Origin of the sequence: Cupriavidus sp. U2 (assembly GCF_009663685.2) — a bacterium.
GTDB classification, from domain to species: Bacteria; Pseudomonadota; Gammaproteobacteria; order Burkholderiales; family Burkholderiaceae; genus Cupriavidus; species Cupriavidus necator_C.
The window spans coordinates 155,612-172,921 of record NZ_RCOG02000028.1; the positions used below are offsets into that span (position 1 = coordinate 155,612).

Genomic DNA, 17,310 nt, shown 5'->3' on the forward strand with positions numbered 1-17,310 from the left:
CGGATCAGTAGCCCAGAACCTTGGGCACCTTGCCGGTGTAGTCGAAGCCGTCAACCGCCAGCAGGCCGGCGATGACTTCGGGCTTCGATTTGTTGAACAGCTTGGCGAACCCATCGCCCAGCACCTTGCGGATACCCAACTCGTCGGCGAGAACCTTCATCTCCGACTTTGTGAGCATTTCCAGAAAATCCTGCGCTTGCTGGAGATTCCAGTGGTTGCGCAGGTCCAGCTTGTGATACCGGCACAGTTCGCGGAGATTGCCCACCTCCACGCCATCGATGGCTGCTACGGTCAGGCCGATCGTCAGCTGCTGTCGCTTCTGCTCATCCAACGCGTGGATGGCAGTCAGGCAACCCTGCAGCGAGGACGACGACTTCTGCTCGGTCAGCTTCTCGAAGAACTTACCCATCACGTCGCCGGCGATGTTGCGCGCCAGCCCATTCAGTGCAATTGCCAGAAGGTACGAGTTCGCCTGGTCGGCGTTCTGCGCGACTTCCTTGCGCAGTGCCTTGCGCCAGAGGGCGGTACGGTAAGCCTTCACCTTTTCACCCTCGCTGATCGACGTCACCGGCTTCTCGGCCGCGGTAGAGGACTGGTCGCCCTTCTTCGCAGGGACCGCCTTGCCACCTGCGGCTGGATTGGCTGCAGGCGCCTTGGTGGCCTCCTTCTCGGCCTTGATACGCGCGGCAACCTTTTGCTGGTTGCAGACGGTATCGAAGCACTGGCCGCTGTAGACCTTGCCCATGGAATCGGGCAGGCCACTGACAGCCGCGCCGAAGTTCTGGCAGGCGTGGCAGGCCTTCGCCTGTTCATCGCCAACACCAGTCGGGCCTTCGACCTTCAACTGGATCCGGGTGTGGTTGTCACCGGGGCGGATGATGCGCACGATGGGATACTCGTCCTTCAGCCCATAGGCAATGCCTTCGAGCTTTTTGCCGAGTTTCCCGTCGTAGCATGCACGGTTCGTGCAATTGCCGGTGGCAATGGCTTCGCCGAACATCTCGGTTTGCAACGAAGAATTGTGCGGACATGCCGCGCATTCCGTCTTGTCGAAGATGGCCGATTCGAGGCTGCACGCGGCGGCCTCGATAGTCTTCTTCAGTTCCGCAACGGGCTTCTTCTCGCTCACGATGACCGGCAGAAGCTTGTCCTGCTTGTCTTTGGCGAGCGTGGCCAGCAGTTCGGCGTGACCGAGCTGGATGGTACGTGTGTTGAGCGCCTCCAGAACGGATTCGCTGCAGTTCATCAGCGCCAGGCGCTTGTCGAGCGTGGAGCGGGACCAGCCAAGCTGGCGGGCTGCTTCGTCGCGGTCGCCTTTCAGTTGACCAACGATTTCAGCTGCCGACGCCGCCTCCTCCGACGGCGCCATGTCCGCGCGCTGCACGTTCTCGATGAGTGCGTAGCGACGCGCTTCGGCGTCCGTCAGGACCTTGATATTGACAGGCATGTCGTACCCGTCGCCGTGGGCGGCAAGAGCAGCGCGGTAGCGGCGTTCGCCGGCTACCACCTCGTACTCATGGCCGTGCTCTTCGTCCTCGATGGGACGAATGAGGATTGGCTGAATGACACCATCCACGCGAATGGATTCGGTCAGTTCAGCCATTTCCGCAGCGTCGAAGTACTTGCGCGGGTTGCAGCCAGGACGGATCTTGCCGATAACGACAGTGGGGTTTTGCATTTTGGGTTCTCGCGAGAATAGGGGAACCCGTAGCCGCACCGGGAACGTGGTTCCCGATGGGATGGAAGGATGGACTACCAGGCGATGCTGGCCGGCCACCGTACTGCAGAAGCTGGCACCAGAAGGTGCGGGGTCGATGCGTCTAGGACGCGGTAGGTCCAGGAAGAATACCCAAAATTCAGCGCGCCGGCAATCACCCTGCCTTCCCCGGCTGACGGCTGGAGTTCTATGGACCGCGTACGCGGTACACTGCTTCTTATGGAATTAACGAATCAAGAACGTGATCTCCCACTTCGACGTGGATGGTTTTCCACAATGGAGCTCCGGCACCGGCCGCAACTCTATAATTTGACAAAGAACGAGCTCGCAGGCTCTAGATTATGCGAACACCTGAAGTAATAGCAAAAGATGGATTTCAATATGGCGCCCCCCGAGACGCTGAAACGGACCTTGCCATTGCATCTCTGAGGATTGCACTAAAGGCGTATTTTGGGACGTATCAATCCTTCAAGCACCGTTTATATATCTTCGACCCAAGCTACTCGCCACCAGACGCTAAAACAGATGCGGAAAAGCAAAACGATATTGACCGCAATCACAATCAGGAATATAGCGAGAATGCGACAGAAGCTATCATTCATTTCCAACATTTCGCCGAGCTAATTTGCAAGAGAATCCTGCGCCGTGATCACGTCATACTCGCCACCGATCTTTCAAAAAAGGTCGACGTCCTTCACGCCGTACTTCATCGTAAGAAAATAGATGATTCAGCCGCATCAAGTCTTAAATCTATTGAGTTTTCTGAGGCGCTCGATCGACTGAGCAAGTTAATAAAATCCAACAAACTGAAAAATGCATCGAGCTTCCAGTTTATAGAAAAACACTATGCCGCACTTCATGAATTAAACACGCTACGCAATAGAGTGTGGCACCGGGGTCGATACGTACTAAGATACCCAGCGCTGGACCAATTCATCGGCGGACATATCCTTCCTTTTGTCCGTGATGTGATTTCTAACCGTCATTTCATGACGACCCCGGATTGGCTCCATACGCCGCTCTCCTGTGGGATCTCGCCAGCTGAAGAAATTATCAAAGAGGCCGCTAAGAAACAGCCATCAATCGGCAAGATCGCGTTATTGAAGGAGCTTGGCCGAGCCGCGTTTGAAAATCCGATCAAGCATCCACATTGGTTGCGGAGAAAACGTCGAAAGACCAAAGCGGGTTTTAAGCCGAACATCACGCTGGATCAACTTTTCGGAAGTCGCCACAAGCGTCGGGCGGAAAGGATAGCCAATGTCGAAGCAGAGAATGATTTCGCCGACATTGAGGAATGCTGCGTTTGTGGAGTGAAGTCGCTCGTAATATATGAAGAAAGCGATATTCAGCAAGATGTGTCGGATGATGGTGATTTGATTTCGGTCAGCGGGTTTCGTTACACAACTACGATTCTTTGTGAAAATTGCTCTTTTAATCTAGAAGCTGGAGGAATAGAAAACGCCAGCAGTTATGGGCTTAAAAGCATTCCCGATTACTTCAAAAGCAGCAGCTTTTAGCATGCCCTCTCCCTTCCGCCCGTAGCCAACAGTGCGGGCCCATACGGGGTGATTGCGCGCGTCGTCGATGCCGGGCCGGGCCATTCAGATAGTTGTGCTCGCCACCATCCGTCTCCAGACTGAATGTTGGCGACAGTCGGTCCGACCCGCAGGTTCCCGTCCTCTGGCACTCTGCCGGGCCAATCGATCAGAGATATAACTTACCGCGCGGGTGGCAGGCAAGAAGGCCTAAGCTATCGCTGGCCGATCGACATTTGATCCACGCGCACGGAAGGCAACCACACTCCCGGGCCCGGCGCACGGATGACAGTGCCCTGCACCTTCACCTGGTGCCCGGTCAGCGAGCGCGCCTGGTCCAACGGCACGCCGACCAGTTCCCAGCTCGAGTGAGCCTCAGTCTCCAGCATCACAATAGGGAACGGCTCGTTGCCCTTAATGTGAATCTCGCCGAGGAGCTCTTGCTTGCGCTCGGTTGCCGCTGTCGCGCAAGCCGCCAGACCAAGGGCCGTCATTGCCGAAATCAGGATCTTTCGCATCAGATTCGAAGAGAAATGGGAGCGGTTCGGGTGCCGCCCCTTGGCCATTATTGAATCACGACCGACAGCGTCGAGTTGGCCGGGACCTTGACCGTTTCGCTATATGTGCCATTCACCGCCTTGCGGACCACCGGGAGGCTGGCGTAGGGCTGGAGCGTCGCCGGCACCGATTGCGTCAGCGTGCGGCTGGCCACCAGCGCCTGCGGATCGATTACTGGCAGCGTGAAGCCACCTTCCGCGCGGGCAGGGAATCCAAAGCCGGTCGGGCTTGGCGCCTTCATCAGCGCACCCGACGTGGCAGCAAAGCGGCGCAGCTGTTCGCCCAGGCCGGATGTCGGCACGGTCGCCTTGATTGACGAGTCCAGCACCGCGACCGAGTCCGTGCTGCTCACATTGTTCAGCAGATGCTTGTAGAAGCCCAGGCCCAGCTGTCGGTCCATGAAGCCACCGAGCGAGCCGGACACCGAATAACTGTCGCAGGCTGCGCCGAACGGGTCCCACGTCAGCAGGCTGCAGTTGTACGAGCCGGCCTTGTAGTTGATGTAGTTCGGGAAGCGAACGTCCCGAACCGCGTTGTACGTCGGGTCGATGGACTGGCTCGCGAAGTCCTCCATCATCATTGCCGAGGCCTCTTCCAGCCACGTGCTGAAGGCATAGGCCGGGCCCTTCACCACGCCACGGCGGTAGAAGTTCTGCATGTGCATGCCTTCGTGCGCCATGGTCAGCAGCATCGCCTTCATGCCCTCCGGCCCGCCCAGGTACAGCGTCTCGGAGTCCAGATACAACGATACCGACTGGTTACTGAGCGGTTCTGCGGCCGCCGTCAGCGCATTGCGGCCGTAGAAGTAGCCGACCATGCCGAACGGCTGGGTATTGTGATCGAAGTTCAGGATCACGATGTCGATCGGCTGTGCCACCGCACCGCTGATGAGATCGCTGTACACGTGCGGCCCCCAGACCGGGCCGCCGGTCTGCTTCAACATGTCATAGATCTTGCCGCTCGGCACAAAGCCGGCGTACAGGGCGTTCACGATCGCCGTGCTCACCTTGCTCGGGCTTGTCTCGGTGCTCTCGACCCAGAAGTTCACGGTCGTGCCATCCGACGCAGCATCGGTGCGGATCAGCGTCACGGTGCGCTGCGTGTTGTCCTCGTGATAGAAGGTGCGGGTGTCGCCTGGCGTGTAGGCGGCAGCGCGCAGCGGCGTGGCGCCAAACGAGGAATTGCTTGGGGCCGTGCCACGGGCGCCAGCTTTCACCGCCCATCCATCGCGGTTGAAGTCGGAGATACGGCGCTTGACCTCGTTCGTACCGTCATCCCACTGAATGGCGCTCGCGGCCACCGTGGGGAAGTACGAGGACGTCAGCGGGATCGTCGGCATGGTCTGGGCGGTGCCCGACTGGTTCGTGAACACGAGCGTCACGTCCTGGCCCTTGAGCCCGTCGATGCTGATCGGCATGTCGACGGCGCCAGCCGTGGCATTGATGTTCTGCCACACGCCGACGCCGGTGCCCGCATAGGTGTTCGCATCCACGGCGGCACAGTTCGAGCAGGCCGGCGCTACGACGCTCGTCGGCTTGGCCACGGGCTCGGCGGGCGTCTGGGTCGCCGGGCCGGTGGGGGCCGTGCTAGCCGTCGTGGTGGATTGCGTGGCGGGCTCAGCGCCATCACCACCGCCGCCGCAAGCCGCCAATACGGCCGACGTCAGCAGTGCCATTGCGAGAGACCCTGGGAACGACAAAGTGCGCTGGTTGCGCATGAGTATTTCTCCTTGTTTCGTTGGCCGCCACCTTCAGTTCGCGGCATCTCAATATCGGCAAAATTGCCGAGCTCACCACCCCGCTTATGGGGGATAACCCTTAGTCACAGGAGCCACTGGCACGGGTGCATCCAAAGGGGACACACACAACGGCTTCACAAAAAAAAACGCCCTCACGAGGAGGGCGGGGAGGAACGGGTCCATCTTGAGAGAGCTTCCGTAGCGGGGCGCTACGGAAACCATCTTATGGTGGTTTATGGGTGGTGAATCCCCCGAAAGCTCAGCAATTTTGGGTGTCTTTCTCCGGCAACGGGCCGATAGGTCTGGCCAGCATGGTGGTTATAGCCCCGCTGACCTGCCAGCCGCCCATCTCCGTCTCGAAGACACCGTGGACGAGGCGATCAAGACAGATCATCTCGACGCCATCGGCTTCCAAGGTGCCAAGGATCTTGGCGACGGTCGTTCTGCGCGTGCCGCGCCGTTTGACCGTTGCCACACCCTCGCCCAGAGCGATGCTGCATTCATTCGCCTTCATGCTGCCTCCTTGAGCAGTTGACGTTGGTCGCGGTTCTTGCGGCCGTGAAGCGCCGCCAGATCCTCAACAAAGGCATCGAGAAGCGTGTCCATGTGCAGGAACGCCTCGTCTTCCAATTCCGGTGTCGCCCAGTCCAAACCGGCTTCCATGGCGTCGCGCTTGTGCGCCACCATCTGATCCTGGTAGACATCGATGCTTCCCGGCAGGTGGAAATAAATCACCTTCAACTGCCCTTTCCGGTTCCATCGCAGAGCACGTCGCATCGCCTGATACTCGATGCGCCACGTCCACGAGCGGTCGTAGAACAGCACGTAGTCGGCGTTGGGAAGGTTGTACCCTGCCCTGCCGGAGCCCTTCGTGCACAGCAGCCCCGTGGCCGTACCCTTCACGAACCGCTTGTCCTTGTCGGCCACGCGCTTCGTAATTGGAATGCCCCCATGGAACGGCACCGTATCGACGCCACGGGCCTTCAATTGCCCGGCGATCAAATCGATCACTCCGGGATTCTCGGCAAACAGGATGGCCTGCTTCCCTTCCGCGGCGATCGCTTCCAACCGGTCAATCGCGGCGCGCTGCTTACTGGTCAACTGCCCCAGCGCCCCGACGCCGTCGACCCCATGCTGCGGGTAGTTGGCGGCGAAGTGCACCGCGCGGATGCGCGCCAAAATCGCGATCAGGTTGTTCGAGCGTCCGTCTGTACGACGGATATCCCGATACCAGTCCGCGAATTCGTCGGCTGTGCGCAAATACAGGGATAGGTGCGCCGGGTCCCAGTCCGTCTCAACCACCTCGACTGCCGGCGGATCAATCTGGATGTACCTGGCCACGTCGGGCTCGCAAACCAGCCGACGCTTGACGTGGGGTGCCAGCATCTGGCGGTACAGCGGCAGGTTCCCGATCTTGGGTACCTCCCGTTTCGCGCCGTCTTGCAAGCTTTCCGCAAACTCCCAGGTCACCCATTCCAGAACGACGAAGTCATCCCGGAAGCGGTCCACGCCACGTTGAGCATGTTGCGCGGTGGCCAGCCACTGGCGGTCCAGGTACCCACGGCGGTACCCGTAGGGCTGGGCCGCCGTGCCATCGCCGCCGGTGAATGCAATCAAGCCGAACACGTCCCGAGGGTAGTTGGCTATCGGACTGCCGGTCAGGATGTAGCGACGCCGTGCCGAAAGCTGCCAGAGCGCTCGGCTCTGGTCGCTGTTCGGGTTGGACAACCGCTCCCCTTCGTCGGCAACCAAAAGCCCGATGCGGCGTCGCAACCGATGGGCGTAGGTCACGCGCTTGGAGGCATTGCGGCAAACCGGCATGCGAAGGCGCTCGTAGGCAATGAGATTGATCTGCCCCAATTCGCCCAGGCTTTCCGGCGAGTCGATGACCTTGACGGCATCGGCTGGCAGGATCTGCGCCAGCTCCGCGCGCATTTCCGGCACCAACCGCGCCTCGACAACGATCAGCCCATGCTTGACCCCGGACAACAGGATCAAGGCCGCGGCGAGCCGCGACTTGCCGCACCCCTGTTCCCAGGCGGCTACGGCGCCGCACGGCTTTTGCAGCAACTCCACCAGATCATCCTGCTGGAATTCCCAGTTCAGCCAACGGTCAATACCGAGCGCCTGCATGCGCCGTCGCAGTGCGAGTGCCTGGCCTGGCCACCGGACCGCGAGGCCTTCGTGCACGGTCTCCCATGTCTGCGCCGATCGGCTCACGGCAAACCTGCTCATGAGCTCGTCGAGCGTCAACGCGAACTCGGCGCCGCCGGCCTGAAACGCATAACGGCCGTCAGGCTGGCGGGCGAATGCTACCGTCTCGCCAGCCTTGATCACCGGGCTGCCCCATTTCAACGGATCCACGACATGGCTTTTGAGCGCCACGCCGGAGATCGCGTCCGCCGCATGGACGCCAGTCGTCCAGACCGTATGCCGTAGGGGCGTGGCCTGGCGCGCGCTGCGCCGGATCCGTTTCCCGAAATGCTCCAGGAAACCCGGCGCCAGTTGCGGCACGCCGCCGGCATCGCGAATCAGCCGAAGCAGCCCATCCAGCGCGGCCATCGGGTCATGCTGCACCAGATAGGCTTCGAGATCGAGGCGTCCACTGCCGGCGTAGCGCATGCCGTTGGGCAACCGCTGGCCGTCCATCGGCACGATTCGACTGTCGAGCAGCCTGTTGAGCACCATCGCCTCGACGAAACCACACTCGAACCCGAGGACAATTCGCCGCCCGTCATGGGCAATGCGTACCCGTTTCTGCGTGGTCACTGGCCGCGTGATCGCGGGTCCGGCGTCGTCCAAAACCTGATGGTTCAGGCGCGGCTCATGGAAATGCCGATCGTCTACGTTCAGATCCAGCGTCGGCAGGGGCACGGAGAAGTCGCCATGGGATTGCCGTACGACCCTTCCCATGCGGTAGCGACCGAATACGGCAATGGACGTGTGAACCGTGGCGCCCTCCTCCCGGAAAGCGGACACCGGTAGATCGAAGATGCCGACCACGCGGCGCGCCGCCGTGCTATGCGCATCCCGGTGGTCCAGGACGCCCACAAACCGGTCGACAAAGGACGTTGGCAGCAGCGCCACCACGACTTGTGCCGCCTCAAGCGCCTGGGCCAGCGCGTACTCATGGCTGAGAGCGCTGGTGTTCGGCCCGAACCGGCCCCAGGTGGTGCAACCGAAAGCCTGCAGGTGAGGCGATTCGAGGTGGATCGAGAACGGCGGATTGATGATGGCCACATCGAAATGACGCGGCTGGATCTCCTCCATCCCAGCCTGGCGGAAGCTGCCCTCAAAGCCAGCGGCCTCCACGGCTTGCTGAACGGCTGCGATCGCCGGTTCATGCACGTCGACGCCATAAATGGCGTGTAGCGCAGGATCGGCAAACTGCAGGAGCCTCGCCGACCCAACGGAATTGTCCAGCACCGCGACCTTACGGCCGGGGCGCCAGCCCTCCACGACGCCCCACATCAGGCGAGCAATCGCATCGGGCGTGAAGAACTGGGAAAGATGCCGCTGACGCGCGGCGTGCAGTTCACCCATGTGGGCGATCTTGTCCGCCTGCGAACCGAGGCTGACGATGGCCCGCAAGGGCTCGTACCAATTTGTCATAAGGGATTCCAGAAAAGAAAAAGCCCCGTCGATGACGGGGCAAGGAGAAGAGACCCGGGGTGCTTAAGCGGCGACTGGCTCGGATAGATGCTGGTCGACGAACGCCAGGAGGCGCTCACCAAGGGCTGCGGAGAACCGCAGCTCCCAGTACTCGTTGTATTGCAGGACATCCAGCCCGGGGAAGGTCCGCCGTTGCTGGGGGCCGAACGCTTCACCGTGATCGAATTGCCGCAGGCACCCGGCCAGCGCCGGCTCACCCGCGTCTTGCGCAAACGCCGCGAGCGCGAGCAATGCTGCGCGGACTTCGGCGTGCGCCTCCACCGCTATGCGCCGCATCGGACGCACCGCAGTCGCCACCGACGGCGCCTTGAGCCGCAAGCGCGTGACCTTGGTAAAGCGCCGGACCGCATTGGGCAAATCCAGTTGCAGCGAGGCGGCGAGAGTCTCGGCCATCTGACGGCATGCCAGGGCCCGCCCGCAGTGTTCGTACCGCTCAGCGAGCACCCGCCAGTACCGGTCCAGATCCGGCGTTTCTCCGGCACGAATGGCTTCCCAGATGTTCGGGTAGCCGTTGACCGGGATGCGGGTCTCGTCGATGCTGACCGGCGCCCCGTCGATGCCAAACTCGTTGCTCGCCCGGTCGATCAGGCTTGCCACCAGGCGGCGTAGGAAGCGACGAAATTCGCAGGGATGGTCAACATGCAACGGCACGACCACGGCCTCGGCGCCCGCCTGCGCTGCCAGCGCGCTAACCCGTGCAAACGCGTCAGCGGAGGCCACCTGCGCTGCACGGAACGCCTCTACAAGCGCGTTGTACATCAGTGCCGCTCCTGCATGGCTTCCTGGCCGTACTCACCAATGAACAGCATCAGCGCCTCCGCCAGCTCGTTGCAGAACTTGAACTCCCACTTGTCGTTGAACAAGGTGATGTCCAGACCCGGCATGGCGATCTTCTCGCGCGAGACGTACTCCAGCTCGTACAGGTTGATGCCCGTTAGCTGCTTCGAGAGCAGCGCATTACCCGCTTTGACCGCGAAAGTGGCGAGACCCATCAGGCAATCTGCCGTTGGCTGAGTGCTGTGATACCCCACCCTGCGCCGGCTCGACCTGTAGGACGTCTCGGTATAGACCGGCTTCTTGAGCACCACGCCGGCCGCCGTGCGCTTTACCTCGGCGTTACGATGCAGGCCAAAGTTGCGCACGATCCGCGACGCGGCCTGACGGTAGGCCGTTGCCGCCCCGCCATCACCTTTGTAGAAGGCAGTGAGCGACGCCCAGAGCCTGTCGAGGTCGGGGATTTCCCCCTTCTTCAGGGCTTCGTGGATATCCAGGCCGGCACGCTCGTACTCGGCGCTATTGTCGATATCGAGCCGGGCGCCCAAGGGAGCAAACTCCCTGCGGGCCCGACTGACGATGTTACCGGCCAAAGATTGGCAGAACTTCTCGAGTTCGTTCTCTTGCTGGTACGCCGAACGCACGCCTACGGCGAAAAACGGTTCGTCGGTGCCGGTGCCGGCGAGCATGTCGCGCTCGAAGTTAGCGGCGTCCTGATAGGCCTGACGGGCCGCTTGCTGTGCGGCAATGAACTTTTCGATGATTTGGTTGTACATGGCGGTCTCGATAATGGGGAGACCGCCCCGTCGGGAAGGTCTCCCGAGGGGAATGGAATGGAACTGCCGGAACTACGCCGCGCCGGCTACACGGCCAAGTCCAGCCAGTGTTGCGCAGACTGCCGGCTCACATCCGCCGCCGCTTCCTGGCGGACAGTTGCCTCGCCGCCATCCGGGAGCGTCTTGAGATCTGTCTCTTCGACACCTTCGATGTCGTGGTCGACGATCACGACGTTCACGTGGCCGTCACTCTCGACGTACGGAACCGTGCCACCGGAGACATGCACGATGACCGTGCACTTCTGAATCGTGTTCATGGCGCGCGCTCCTAGTGAATCGAGATCGCTCGGCCAGCCGGCATGGGCATGAAACCCATCGCCCACCACATCGCAGCCGGATGGTCCGGAAAGTCCGGAATCTCCTTGCGCTGGAAGATGTCCGGCACCAGCGAAATCGCGGACGGGCGAGCCTGAACGGTCTCCCACCAGTGTCGCTGCAGCCGCAGCCAGGTCAGTTCTGCACGAGCGATGTGATCCCATTCGCAGGGCAGCTTCGACTCGTCGAACAGGTCTGCGCCTTTCGCGGTCATGATGGCCACCACCTCGTGGTAGCGGCCAAGCTCATGCGCAAAGCCGCGGCGCTCGAACCGTAGGATTGCGGGATCGGGATAGCTGAAGATGCGCTGCAGCTGTCGAATGTAGACCGCGCACTCGCGGCGCGATCGCTCGCTGTAGTCGTCCTGGCCGACTTGCGCGCAGGGTTCCTCAGCGGGAACTGGCCCGACTTCGATGTCGATTGTCTTGGGATGGAACATAGCGTTTCCTTAATGGATACGGGAAACGCCCCACCGGGACGCTTCCCGGATGGGTATGGAGGGCCGCGGCAGCCCGTGAAGGCTGCGCGCGGCGATGGTCAGGCCGGCTGGCCCGACAGATGCGAGAACCTTGCCAGCACCCACAGGACCGCAACCACCAGGGCGGCGATCATCAGTGTGGACAACTGCAGGTACAGCAGCGCAATGCTTCCCGTCGTGACGATGAAGAACAGCGCCGTGAAGAGAATCACGACCAATGCAACGATGGCACCGGCAGTTTCAGGGGCGTCGATGTGAGACATGATGGCTCCAAAGAAATGGGAGCCATGACCCATGGGGGACATAGCCCCAATGGGTGAAAGAAGAAGATGGCCGGAACGCCGGCGAGGTCGATGCGCAGTAGCGCGGAGAATCGGGCGAATCTTACCGCGCCTTGACGGCCCGGACAAGCATCTCGCTGCGCTCTACCTAAGCTTTCGAGCCGCCTGCCGTGCAAGGCGATTCGCTTCGCGCAGACGGTTCACCACCGACCAGCGCCTTTGCGAAAGTTCTTCCGGGTTTTCCAGGTTCGAGTAGTCCTGCATTGGCCCGTCGCCTATGAATGGTCTGTAATCCTCAGGAAGTTTGCCCTGTGCCTTCAGCTTGTCGCGCTGCAGGCGTCCTAGGCCATCCGTCGCCTCGGTGATTGCCACATAGTCCCAGCGTACTGGCACAGCCGCTTCAGAGAACCACACCTCACCTTCACCCTGACCCACGAGCGCAACGACGTCGTACACGCTTCCGACAGGCGACGGAACCGCACGGACCTCAAAGCGCAGCACTTCGGGGCGCGGGTGCCAGAACACGCGCTCGAGATAGCGCTTGAAAATGAAGGCGTCCAGCCGGGCGATCTCGCCGTACTCCGGCTCTCCGGGCGCAATGAGCTGCGGCTCGCTCTGGGGACGGTTTCCGAGGGATACCTCTCGGCTAATGGGCGTGTGCGACATGGTTTTCCGATGAAAGGCGCACCAAATTCTATAGCTTTCGAGCCTAAGCCCGGCAGAAATCGCCCTGAAAATGGTTGGCGGCGAACTTCGCCCGCCGGCCGCCTTGACTTCGCTGTTGCGCCGGTATCTTGGTCTTAGACCATTCCATACCTAGCCGCCATGCGATTTACCCGACTCGGTCGCCACGAACCCATCGACTTCAATACCCGCCGCCAGGCCGCATTCGCGCGTAAGCAGCTGCGCGAGCGCGCTAGATACCCGCTCTTTGCGGAGCACGTGGCTGCCGAGCAGCACACAGCGGACGAGGAACTGGCGCGTCGCCAGCGACGCTCTGACAACCTTGCGCGTACAACGCGCGCTCTGCACGCCCGGATCTGGAGGGAGAAGCGCGCCGTCTATTTCTCCCTGACCCCGGAACAGCGAGCGGAAATCCGCGCCAAATGGCTGGCGTGGACCGGCCCCACCTCCGCCCTCTACTTTGCATACATCGTCGACGGCGTCAGCGGCGAGGCCGAACGGCGCGATACGGCGTCCCGCGAGCACGCACTTGCTATCCGCCGGCGCGTCCTGGCCATGCTGCCAGAGCAAGCGGCACTGGAGATCTGCGCACCATGACCCCTACCGAAGAACAGGCTGCCGTTGTCGACGCCGTCGAGGCAGGTGGCGCGCTCAAGGTCAAAGCCTATGCCGGCGCAGGCAAGACATCCACGCTAAAACTGGCCGCCCAGGCGCTGGGCCGCAGTCGCGGGCTGTACATGGCTTTCAATAAGGATATCGCCGCCGAAGCCGCACGGAAGTTCCCCACCAACACGAAATGCCGCACTGCCCATTCCGTCGCACGTGCTGCGACGCGTCCTGAGATCAGCCGCAAGATCGACAACCCGCTGGAGCCCTCGCATCACCTCGCCGTCCGCTATGGTCTCGGCCCCCTTAAGTTGCCCACGACCATCGGCAAGGATCTGGAGCTTAGCGGCAGCAAGGTGGCACGGATGGTCGCAGATGGCGTGGCCCGGTTCTGCCGGTCTGCCCAGCCCGAACCCCTGACTTGGCATATCCCGGTGGAATCGATCGTCCCCGACGAGGAAGCTGAGTTGCTGCGCGCCTCGCTGCTTCCCTACGTGAAGCGCCTCTGGGAGGAATATATCGACCCAGCCGCCGCCGGCGCGATCACTCACGACGTCTACCTCAAACTATGGCAACTAAGCCGTCCGCGCATTGGTGCCGATTTCATCCTGTTCGATGAAGCGCAGGATGCGGATGGCCTGATGCTCTCTGTCCTCCGCGCCCAGCAGTGCCAGGTCATCTACGTGGGCGATCCATACCAGCAGATCTACGAATGGCGCGGCGCCGTCAACGCTATGGACTTCATCAAGGCGCCGGAGCGAGCCCTCACGGAATCATTCCGGTTCGGGCCAGCCATAGCCCAGTTGGCCAGCCGCATGCTGTCCCTGATGGACGAGGACACACCGGTTCGTGGCCAGGAACACATCGCTTCGCGGATCGAGCACGACTCGGAGTTTGGCCAGCACCGCTACAACGCGATCCTCTGCCGGAAGAACGCCACGGTCCTGACACACCTCGCGCAAGGAATCGCCAGAGGCGACCGCGTTGCGGTCCGCGCCAAGCTGGATGAACTGCGCGCTTTCGCCGACGGCGCCGAGCGCCTCATGCGCGGGGAGCGGATCGGCTACCCGGCCTCCCTCGCACTTTTCGAGACCTGGGAAGAAGTCCAGGAATACGCCGAGTCCCTAGCCGGCCGGGACCTGCAGCCGCTCGTCAAGCTGATTGACAGTGAAGGGGTGGACTACCTCCGGCTGATCCTGACGCGCGTGAGTCCGGAAAGCGAGGCGGACTACGTCATCTCTACCGCCCACCGGGCCAAAGGTCTGGAGTTCGACTCCGTCTATCTCGCAGGCGACTTCAAGTTCAAGACCGGCGAGGAAGGCGAGACGACGATGACCGCCGAAGAGAAGCGCCTGCTCTACGTTGCCATGACCCGCGCCAAGCATGTGCTCAACGTCAGTGAGATCCGGCGCGACCTCTATTCCATGTTCCGGGACGCCGGAGTCTAGGAGAACATCACCATGATTACCGTGCGGATAGGCGGGAATGAGTTCCCCCTCGACGATGTGCTAGAAGATCCGGGCCGCTATGCCCGCCACCTGGAGCGCGCGAGGACCGTGCAAGGCTTCGCCGAGTGTGGCTGCACGGCCGGCCGGCCGCGGCCCAAGCTCGTGATCCGCCGCCACCGCGACATCTTCCTCCTCGCTCGCTGGCCGGACCAAGCACACCACCATGCGGGCGCGTGTCCGTTCCACCGCCTGGCACTTGCCAAAGGGGGCGCCGCAGACAGTCTCGACGCCTTCCGCGTGCGCGATGGCCACCACGACATCCGGCTCGACGCCACGCTGTCAGCCAGCTCGCGCACCCCGGCCAAAACCGTGCAGCGGACGCCCAAGGGGGAAAGCAGCAAGCCCCAACGGCGCTCGGCAGGCCTGCTGGCATTCCTGGAGTATGCGTGGGAACAAGCCGGGCTCAACGTCTGGGCGGGGACCGGCTCCCGAGGCTGGAACGCCTGCTGGTCGCACCTGACCACGGAACTGGCCGATTGCCGCATCAACGGCAAGCCTGCGGCCGATCTGCTGCACGTGATGCAACGATGGGATCCGGCTCGCAAAACGGAAATCCTGGCCGAGTTCGAAACCTGGCAGGCGCGACTCACCCACACTTCCGCTGGGAGCCATCGCGGCATCGTGATCGGCGAGCTCGAATCCCATGGGCAGACCCAATACGGCGGCAAGGTGGTGCTGCGCCAGAGCACGCAACGGTTCTTTATGTCCGCCGAGCACTACGGACGCCTGCAGGCATCGTTCGCCGGCGCCGTCGCCGGCGTTGGGAAGGCCGATCAACGCTGCATCGTCGTACTGCTCGTTGAAAAATCCCGGTCAAACTACCTGACGGTAGTCGATATCGCCGCTATGCTGGCGAACCGCCAGTTCCTACCCTGCGATTCGTCGCACGAGGTAGCGATGGCGGACTATCTTGTCGGCCACGGCCGCGCCTTCCGCAAACCATTGCGCCACGTCGGACGCGCCGCCGTGCACCCGGATTTCGTGCTGACCGACGTCGAGCCCGAAGTCGTCATCGAGGTGCTTGGCTTGACTGGCAACGCCGATTATGACGCGCGCACGGCGGCGAAGCGGGCCCACTACCAGGCTACCGGCACACCGTTCATCGAGTGGGACGCAACGTCGCACCCCGTCACTTCGGTTCTGCTATTGCCACCTACGCGTTTCCATGACGGCCCCTGACATTGCGTCCGCGGCCTTGCTCGAAAGGCAGTACGCAGAGGCTCTGGACCTTGTCCTACGGTTCCGCGCCGCTTCCGTTGCCCTCGTGCAGCGACACCTTCTGATCGACTATCGGGATGCGGAAGCCCTACTGGGGCGCATGTCGCGCGAGACAACCCTGGTGCGGCGCATGCCGAACGGGCTCTACATGTTCGTCGGCGAGGTCATCGGGGGTGAGCTGCAGGCGCTCCACGGCTTTGCGCAAGAGGTACTCGCTGCTCTGGAGTCGGGCCAGGTCGACCCCGACCGGCTGCGCGACGCGGCAATCCGTTTCGGCATACCTCAGACCGTGGAAGCCACGGGCGCCACCGCCCCTTGACTTCACGGGCAAGGCGCTAGGCTGATGCCGTGATCACTCTCTACGTCGAGAACCATGAAGCCAGCCACCACGGCCCCCGTTGCCCCTGCCACCGATGAGCGGAATCAAGCACCGCCCCTGCACCTGGTCCGCCTCACTGCTGCGTTAATCGCCGCCGATCTGCTTGGCCAGCCCAAAGCTGACGATCAAGACCTGGTGGCGCTCCGGCTGGTGGAATTTCTGGCTCGCGCCAGCACCCATCCACGGTGCCCCCTTCCCGTCAGCGACATCGAGGCAGCAGAACGCGAACATCTGGGTTGTGTGTACTGCGGCACGGGGATCTATGCCACGCACACGGCAACCGCGATAGGTCCGAACTGATGGGCTACATCAATCCACTTCTACGCCTACCGGCCGCGCAGAAGCTACTGGAGTTGCCGCCGGAGCAGCGCAGAGCGATCGCCGCAGTGTTGCGAGAACTCCGCGAGGAATCCAATGCCGAGGCCGAGTTGTCTTGGCGCCGTCGCAAAGGTCCGATGGCAGCGTACTGGCGCGCAGTGTCGACCTATTCCCGGCACTTTGCCCACGCGCTCTCGCAGGCACCGGACCAAAGCGCCCCAGCACCCTCTGGCGAGGGCAGTTCTACGCCTTCGGCAACCGTACCAGACGGAACGCAGCCGGCCAGCGCGCACGTGGATAAGGACACCCGAACCATCGACATGTTCGAGGCCAACAAATGAGCGAAAACACCAAGATCGAATGGACAGACCACAGCTGGAATCCCTGATATGTAACCATCTGTCTGCTGCGTATTGCATGGGGCCTCGATATAATGCGACAGGTGTGTCGGGGGATAGTTTTCTCTTTCAATCGTAGGTCGGAGCCTGTGGAGCTTGTGGGCTAGGCTGGAGACTGTGGGCGGGTTGTGGGCAACCTGAAGGTTGTCCACGAGCCGTCCATAGGAAGGAGCTCGTCCTCCGAAGGAGGAAGTCCACAAATCCTCAGACTGATGGACCGCAGCAGTTTTTTTGGCACTTAGGGATCTTATGGGACACCAAGTAAAACGGGTGCCACTGGACTTCGATTGGCAGA

The 17,310-nt window shown here is 61.8% G+C and carries 18 protein-coding genes; 7 read left to right on the forward strand and 11 right to left on the reverse strand.

All coding sequences use genetic code 11. The annotated features are described in order from the left end of the window. Positions 1 to 4: 4 nt before the first annotated feature. Positions 5 to 1,678, reverse strand: a complete 1,674-nt coding sequence (locus tag D9X30_RS23295; RefSeq protein WP_153950195.1) for a PRTRC system ParB family protein — start codon at positions 1,676 to 1,678, stop codon at positions 5 to 7. A gap of 380 nt (positions 1,679 to 2,058) precedes the next feature. Here D9X30_RS23295 and D9X30_RS23300 point away from each other — a divergent pair, with 380 nt between their 5' ends. Continuing rightward, positions 2,059 to 3,234, forward strand: coding sequence for a hypothetical protein (locus tag D9X30_RS23300; protein ID WP_153950194.1), 1,176 nt, complete (start codon positions 2,059 to 2,061; stop codon positions 3,232 to 3,234). Between the two features lie 233 nt (positions 3,235 to 3,467). Here D9X30_RS23300 and D9X30_RS23305 read toward each other — a convergent pair whose 3' ends face one another. From D9X30_RS23305 to D9X30_RS23350, 10 genes are all read right to left on the reverse strand, one after another. Beyond that, on the reverse strand, positions 3,468 to 3,770 hold the full coding sequence (locus D9X30_RS23305) for a putative periplasmic lipoprotein (protein ID WP_228771128.1): 303 nt from the start codon (positions 3,768 to 3,770) through the stop codon (positions 3,468 to 3,470). Between the two features lie 47 nt (positions 3,771 to 3,817). Further along, positions 3,818 to 5,485 carry a M30 family zinc metallopeptidase gene (locus D9X30_RS23310; RefSeq protein ID WP_228771127.1) on the reverse strand — a complete coding sequence of 556 codons (1,668 nt, stop codon included), beginning with the start codon at positions 5,483 to 5,485 and terminating at the stop codon, positions 3,818 to 3,820. A 322-nt stretch (positions 5,486 to 5,807) separates the two neighbouring features. Beyond that, entirely contained in the window at positions 5,808 to 6,062 is a 255-nt protein-coding gene (locus tag D9X30_RS23315; protein WP_153950192.1) for a hypothetical protein, read from the reverse strand. Next, entirely contained in the window at positions 6,059 to 9,160 is a 3,102-nt protein-coding gene (locus D9X30_RS23320; RefSeq protein WP_153950191.1) for a DEAD/DEAH box helicase, read from the reverse strand. The genes D9X30_RS23315 and D9X30_RS23320 overlap by 4 nt, the downstream gene beginning before the upstream one ends. Before the next feature lie 63 nt (positions 9,161 to 9,223). After that, positions 9,224 to 9,979, reverse strand: coding sequence for a hypothetical protein (locus D9X30_RS23325; protein WP_153950190.1), 756 nt, complete (start codon positions 9,977 to 9,979; stop codon positions 9,224 to 9,226). Next, a complete protein-coding gene (locus D9X30_RS23330) occupies positions 9,979 to 10,770 on the reverse strand; it encodes a hypothetical protein (protein ID WP_153950189.1) in 792 nt (263 codons plus the stop codon). The genes D9X30_RS23325 and D9X30_RS23330 overlap by 1 nt, the downstream gene beginning before the upstream one ends. An 86-nt stretch (positions 10,771 to 10,856) precedes the next feature. Then, positions 10,857 to 11,087: a hypothetical protein gene (locus D9X30_RS23335; RefSeq protein ID WP_153950188.1), complete on the reverse strand. Its 231-nt coding sequence runs from the start codon at positions 11,085 to 11,087 to the stop codon at positions 10,857 to 10,859. Between the two features lie 11 nt (positions 11,088 to 11,098). After that, positions 11,099 to 11,584, reverse strand: a complete 486-nt coding sequence (locus D9X30_RS23340) for a hypothetical protein (RefSeq protein WP_153950187.1) — start codon at positions 11,582 to 11,584, stop codon at positions 11,099 to 11,101. Positions 11,585 to 11,682: 98 nt separating this feature from the next. After that, on the reverse strand, positions 11,683 to 11,886 hold the full coding sequence (locus D9X30_RS23345; protein ID WP_228771126.1) for a hypothetical protein: 204 nt from the start codon (positions 11,884 to 11,886) through the stop codon (positions 11,683 to 11,685). 162 nt (positions 11,887 to 12,048) lie between these two features. Next, a complete protein-coding gene (locus D9X30_RS23350) occupies positions 12,049 to 12,570 on the reverse strand; it encodes a hypothetical protein (protein WP_153950185.1) in 522 nt (173 codons plus the stop codon). Positions 12,571 to 12,729: 159 nt separating this feature from the next. Between D9X30_RS23350 and D9X30_RS23355 the strand changes: the two genes are divergently transcribed. The 6 genes from D9X30_RS23355 to D9X30_RS23380 all read left to right on the forward strand — a co-directional run bounded on the left by D9X30_RS23355 (position 12,730) and on the right by D9X30_RS23380 (position 16,958). Then, positions 12,730 to 13,185, forward strand: a complete 456-nt coding sequence (locus D9X30_RS23355) for a hypothetical protein (RefSeq protein ID WP_153950184.1) — start codon at positions 12,730 to 12,732, stop codon at positions 13,183 to 13,185. Further along, the gene (locus D9X30_RS23360; protein ID WP_153950183.1) at positions 13,182 to 14,642 is read left to right on the forward strand and encodes a 3'-5' exonuclease; all 1,461 of its coding nucleotides are present in this window, start codon (positions 13,182 to 13,184) and stop codon (positions 14,640 to 14,642) included. The genes D9X30_RS23355 and D9X30_RS23360 overlap by 4 nt, the downstream gene beginning before the upstream one ends. Positions 14,643 to 14,654: 12 nt before the next feature. Beyond that, on the forward strand, positions 14,655 to 15,881 hold the full coding sequence (locus D9X30_RS23365) for a DUF1173 family protein (RefSeq protein ID WP_153950182.1): 1,227 nt from the start codon (positions 14,655 to 14,657) through the stop codon (positions 15,879 to 15,881). Between the two features lie 85 nt (positions 15,882 to 15,966). Further along, positions 15,967 to 16,239, forward strand: coding sequence for a hypothetical protein (locus tag D9X30_RS23370; RefSeq protein WP_249641064.1), 273 nt, complete (start codon positions 15,967 to 15,969; stop codon positions 16,237 to 16,239). Between the two features lie 54 nt (positions 16,240 to 16,293). Beyond that, entirely contained in the window at positions 16,294 to 16,599 is a 306-nt protein-coding gene (locus D9X30_RS23375) for a hypothetical protein (protein WP_153950180.1), read from the forward strand. Further along, complete coding sequence (locus tag D9X30_RS23380) at positions 16,599 to 16,958, forward strand: hypothetical protein (RefSeq protein ID WP_228771125.1); 360 nt, start codon at positions 16,599 to 16,601, stop codon at positions 16,956 to 16,958. The genes D9X30_RS23375 and D9X30_RS23380 overlap by 1 nt, the downstream gene beginning before the upstream one ends. Positions 16,959 to 17,310 lie beyond the last annotated feature (352 nt).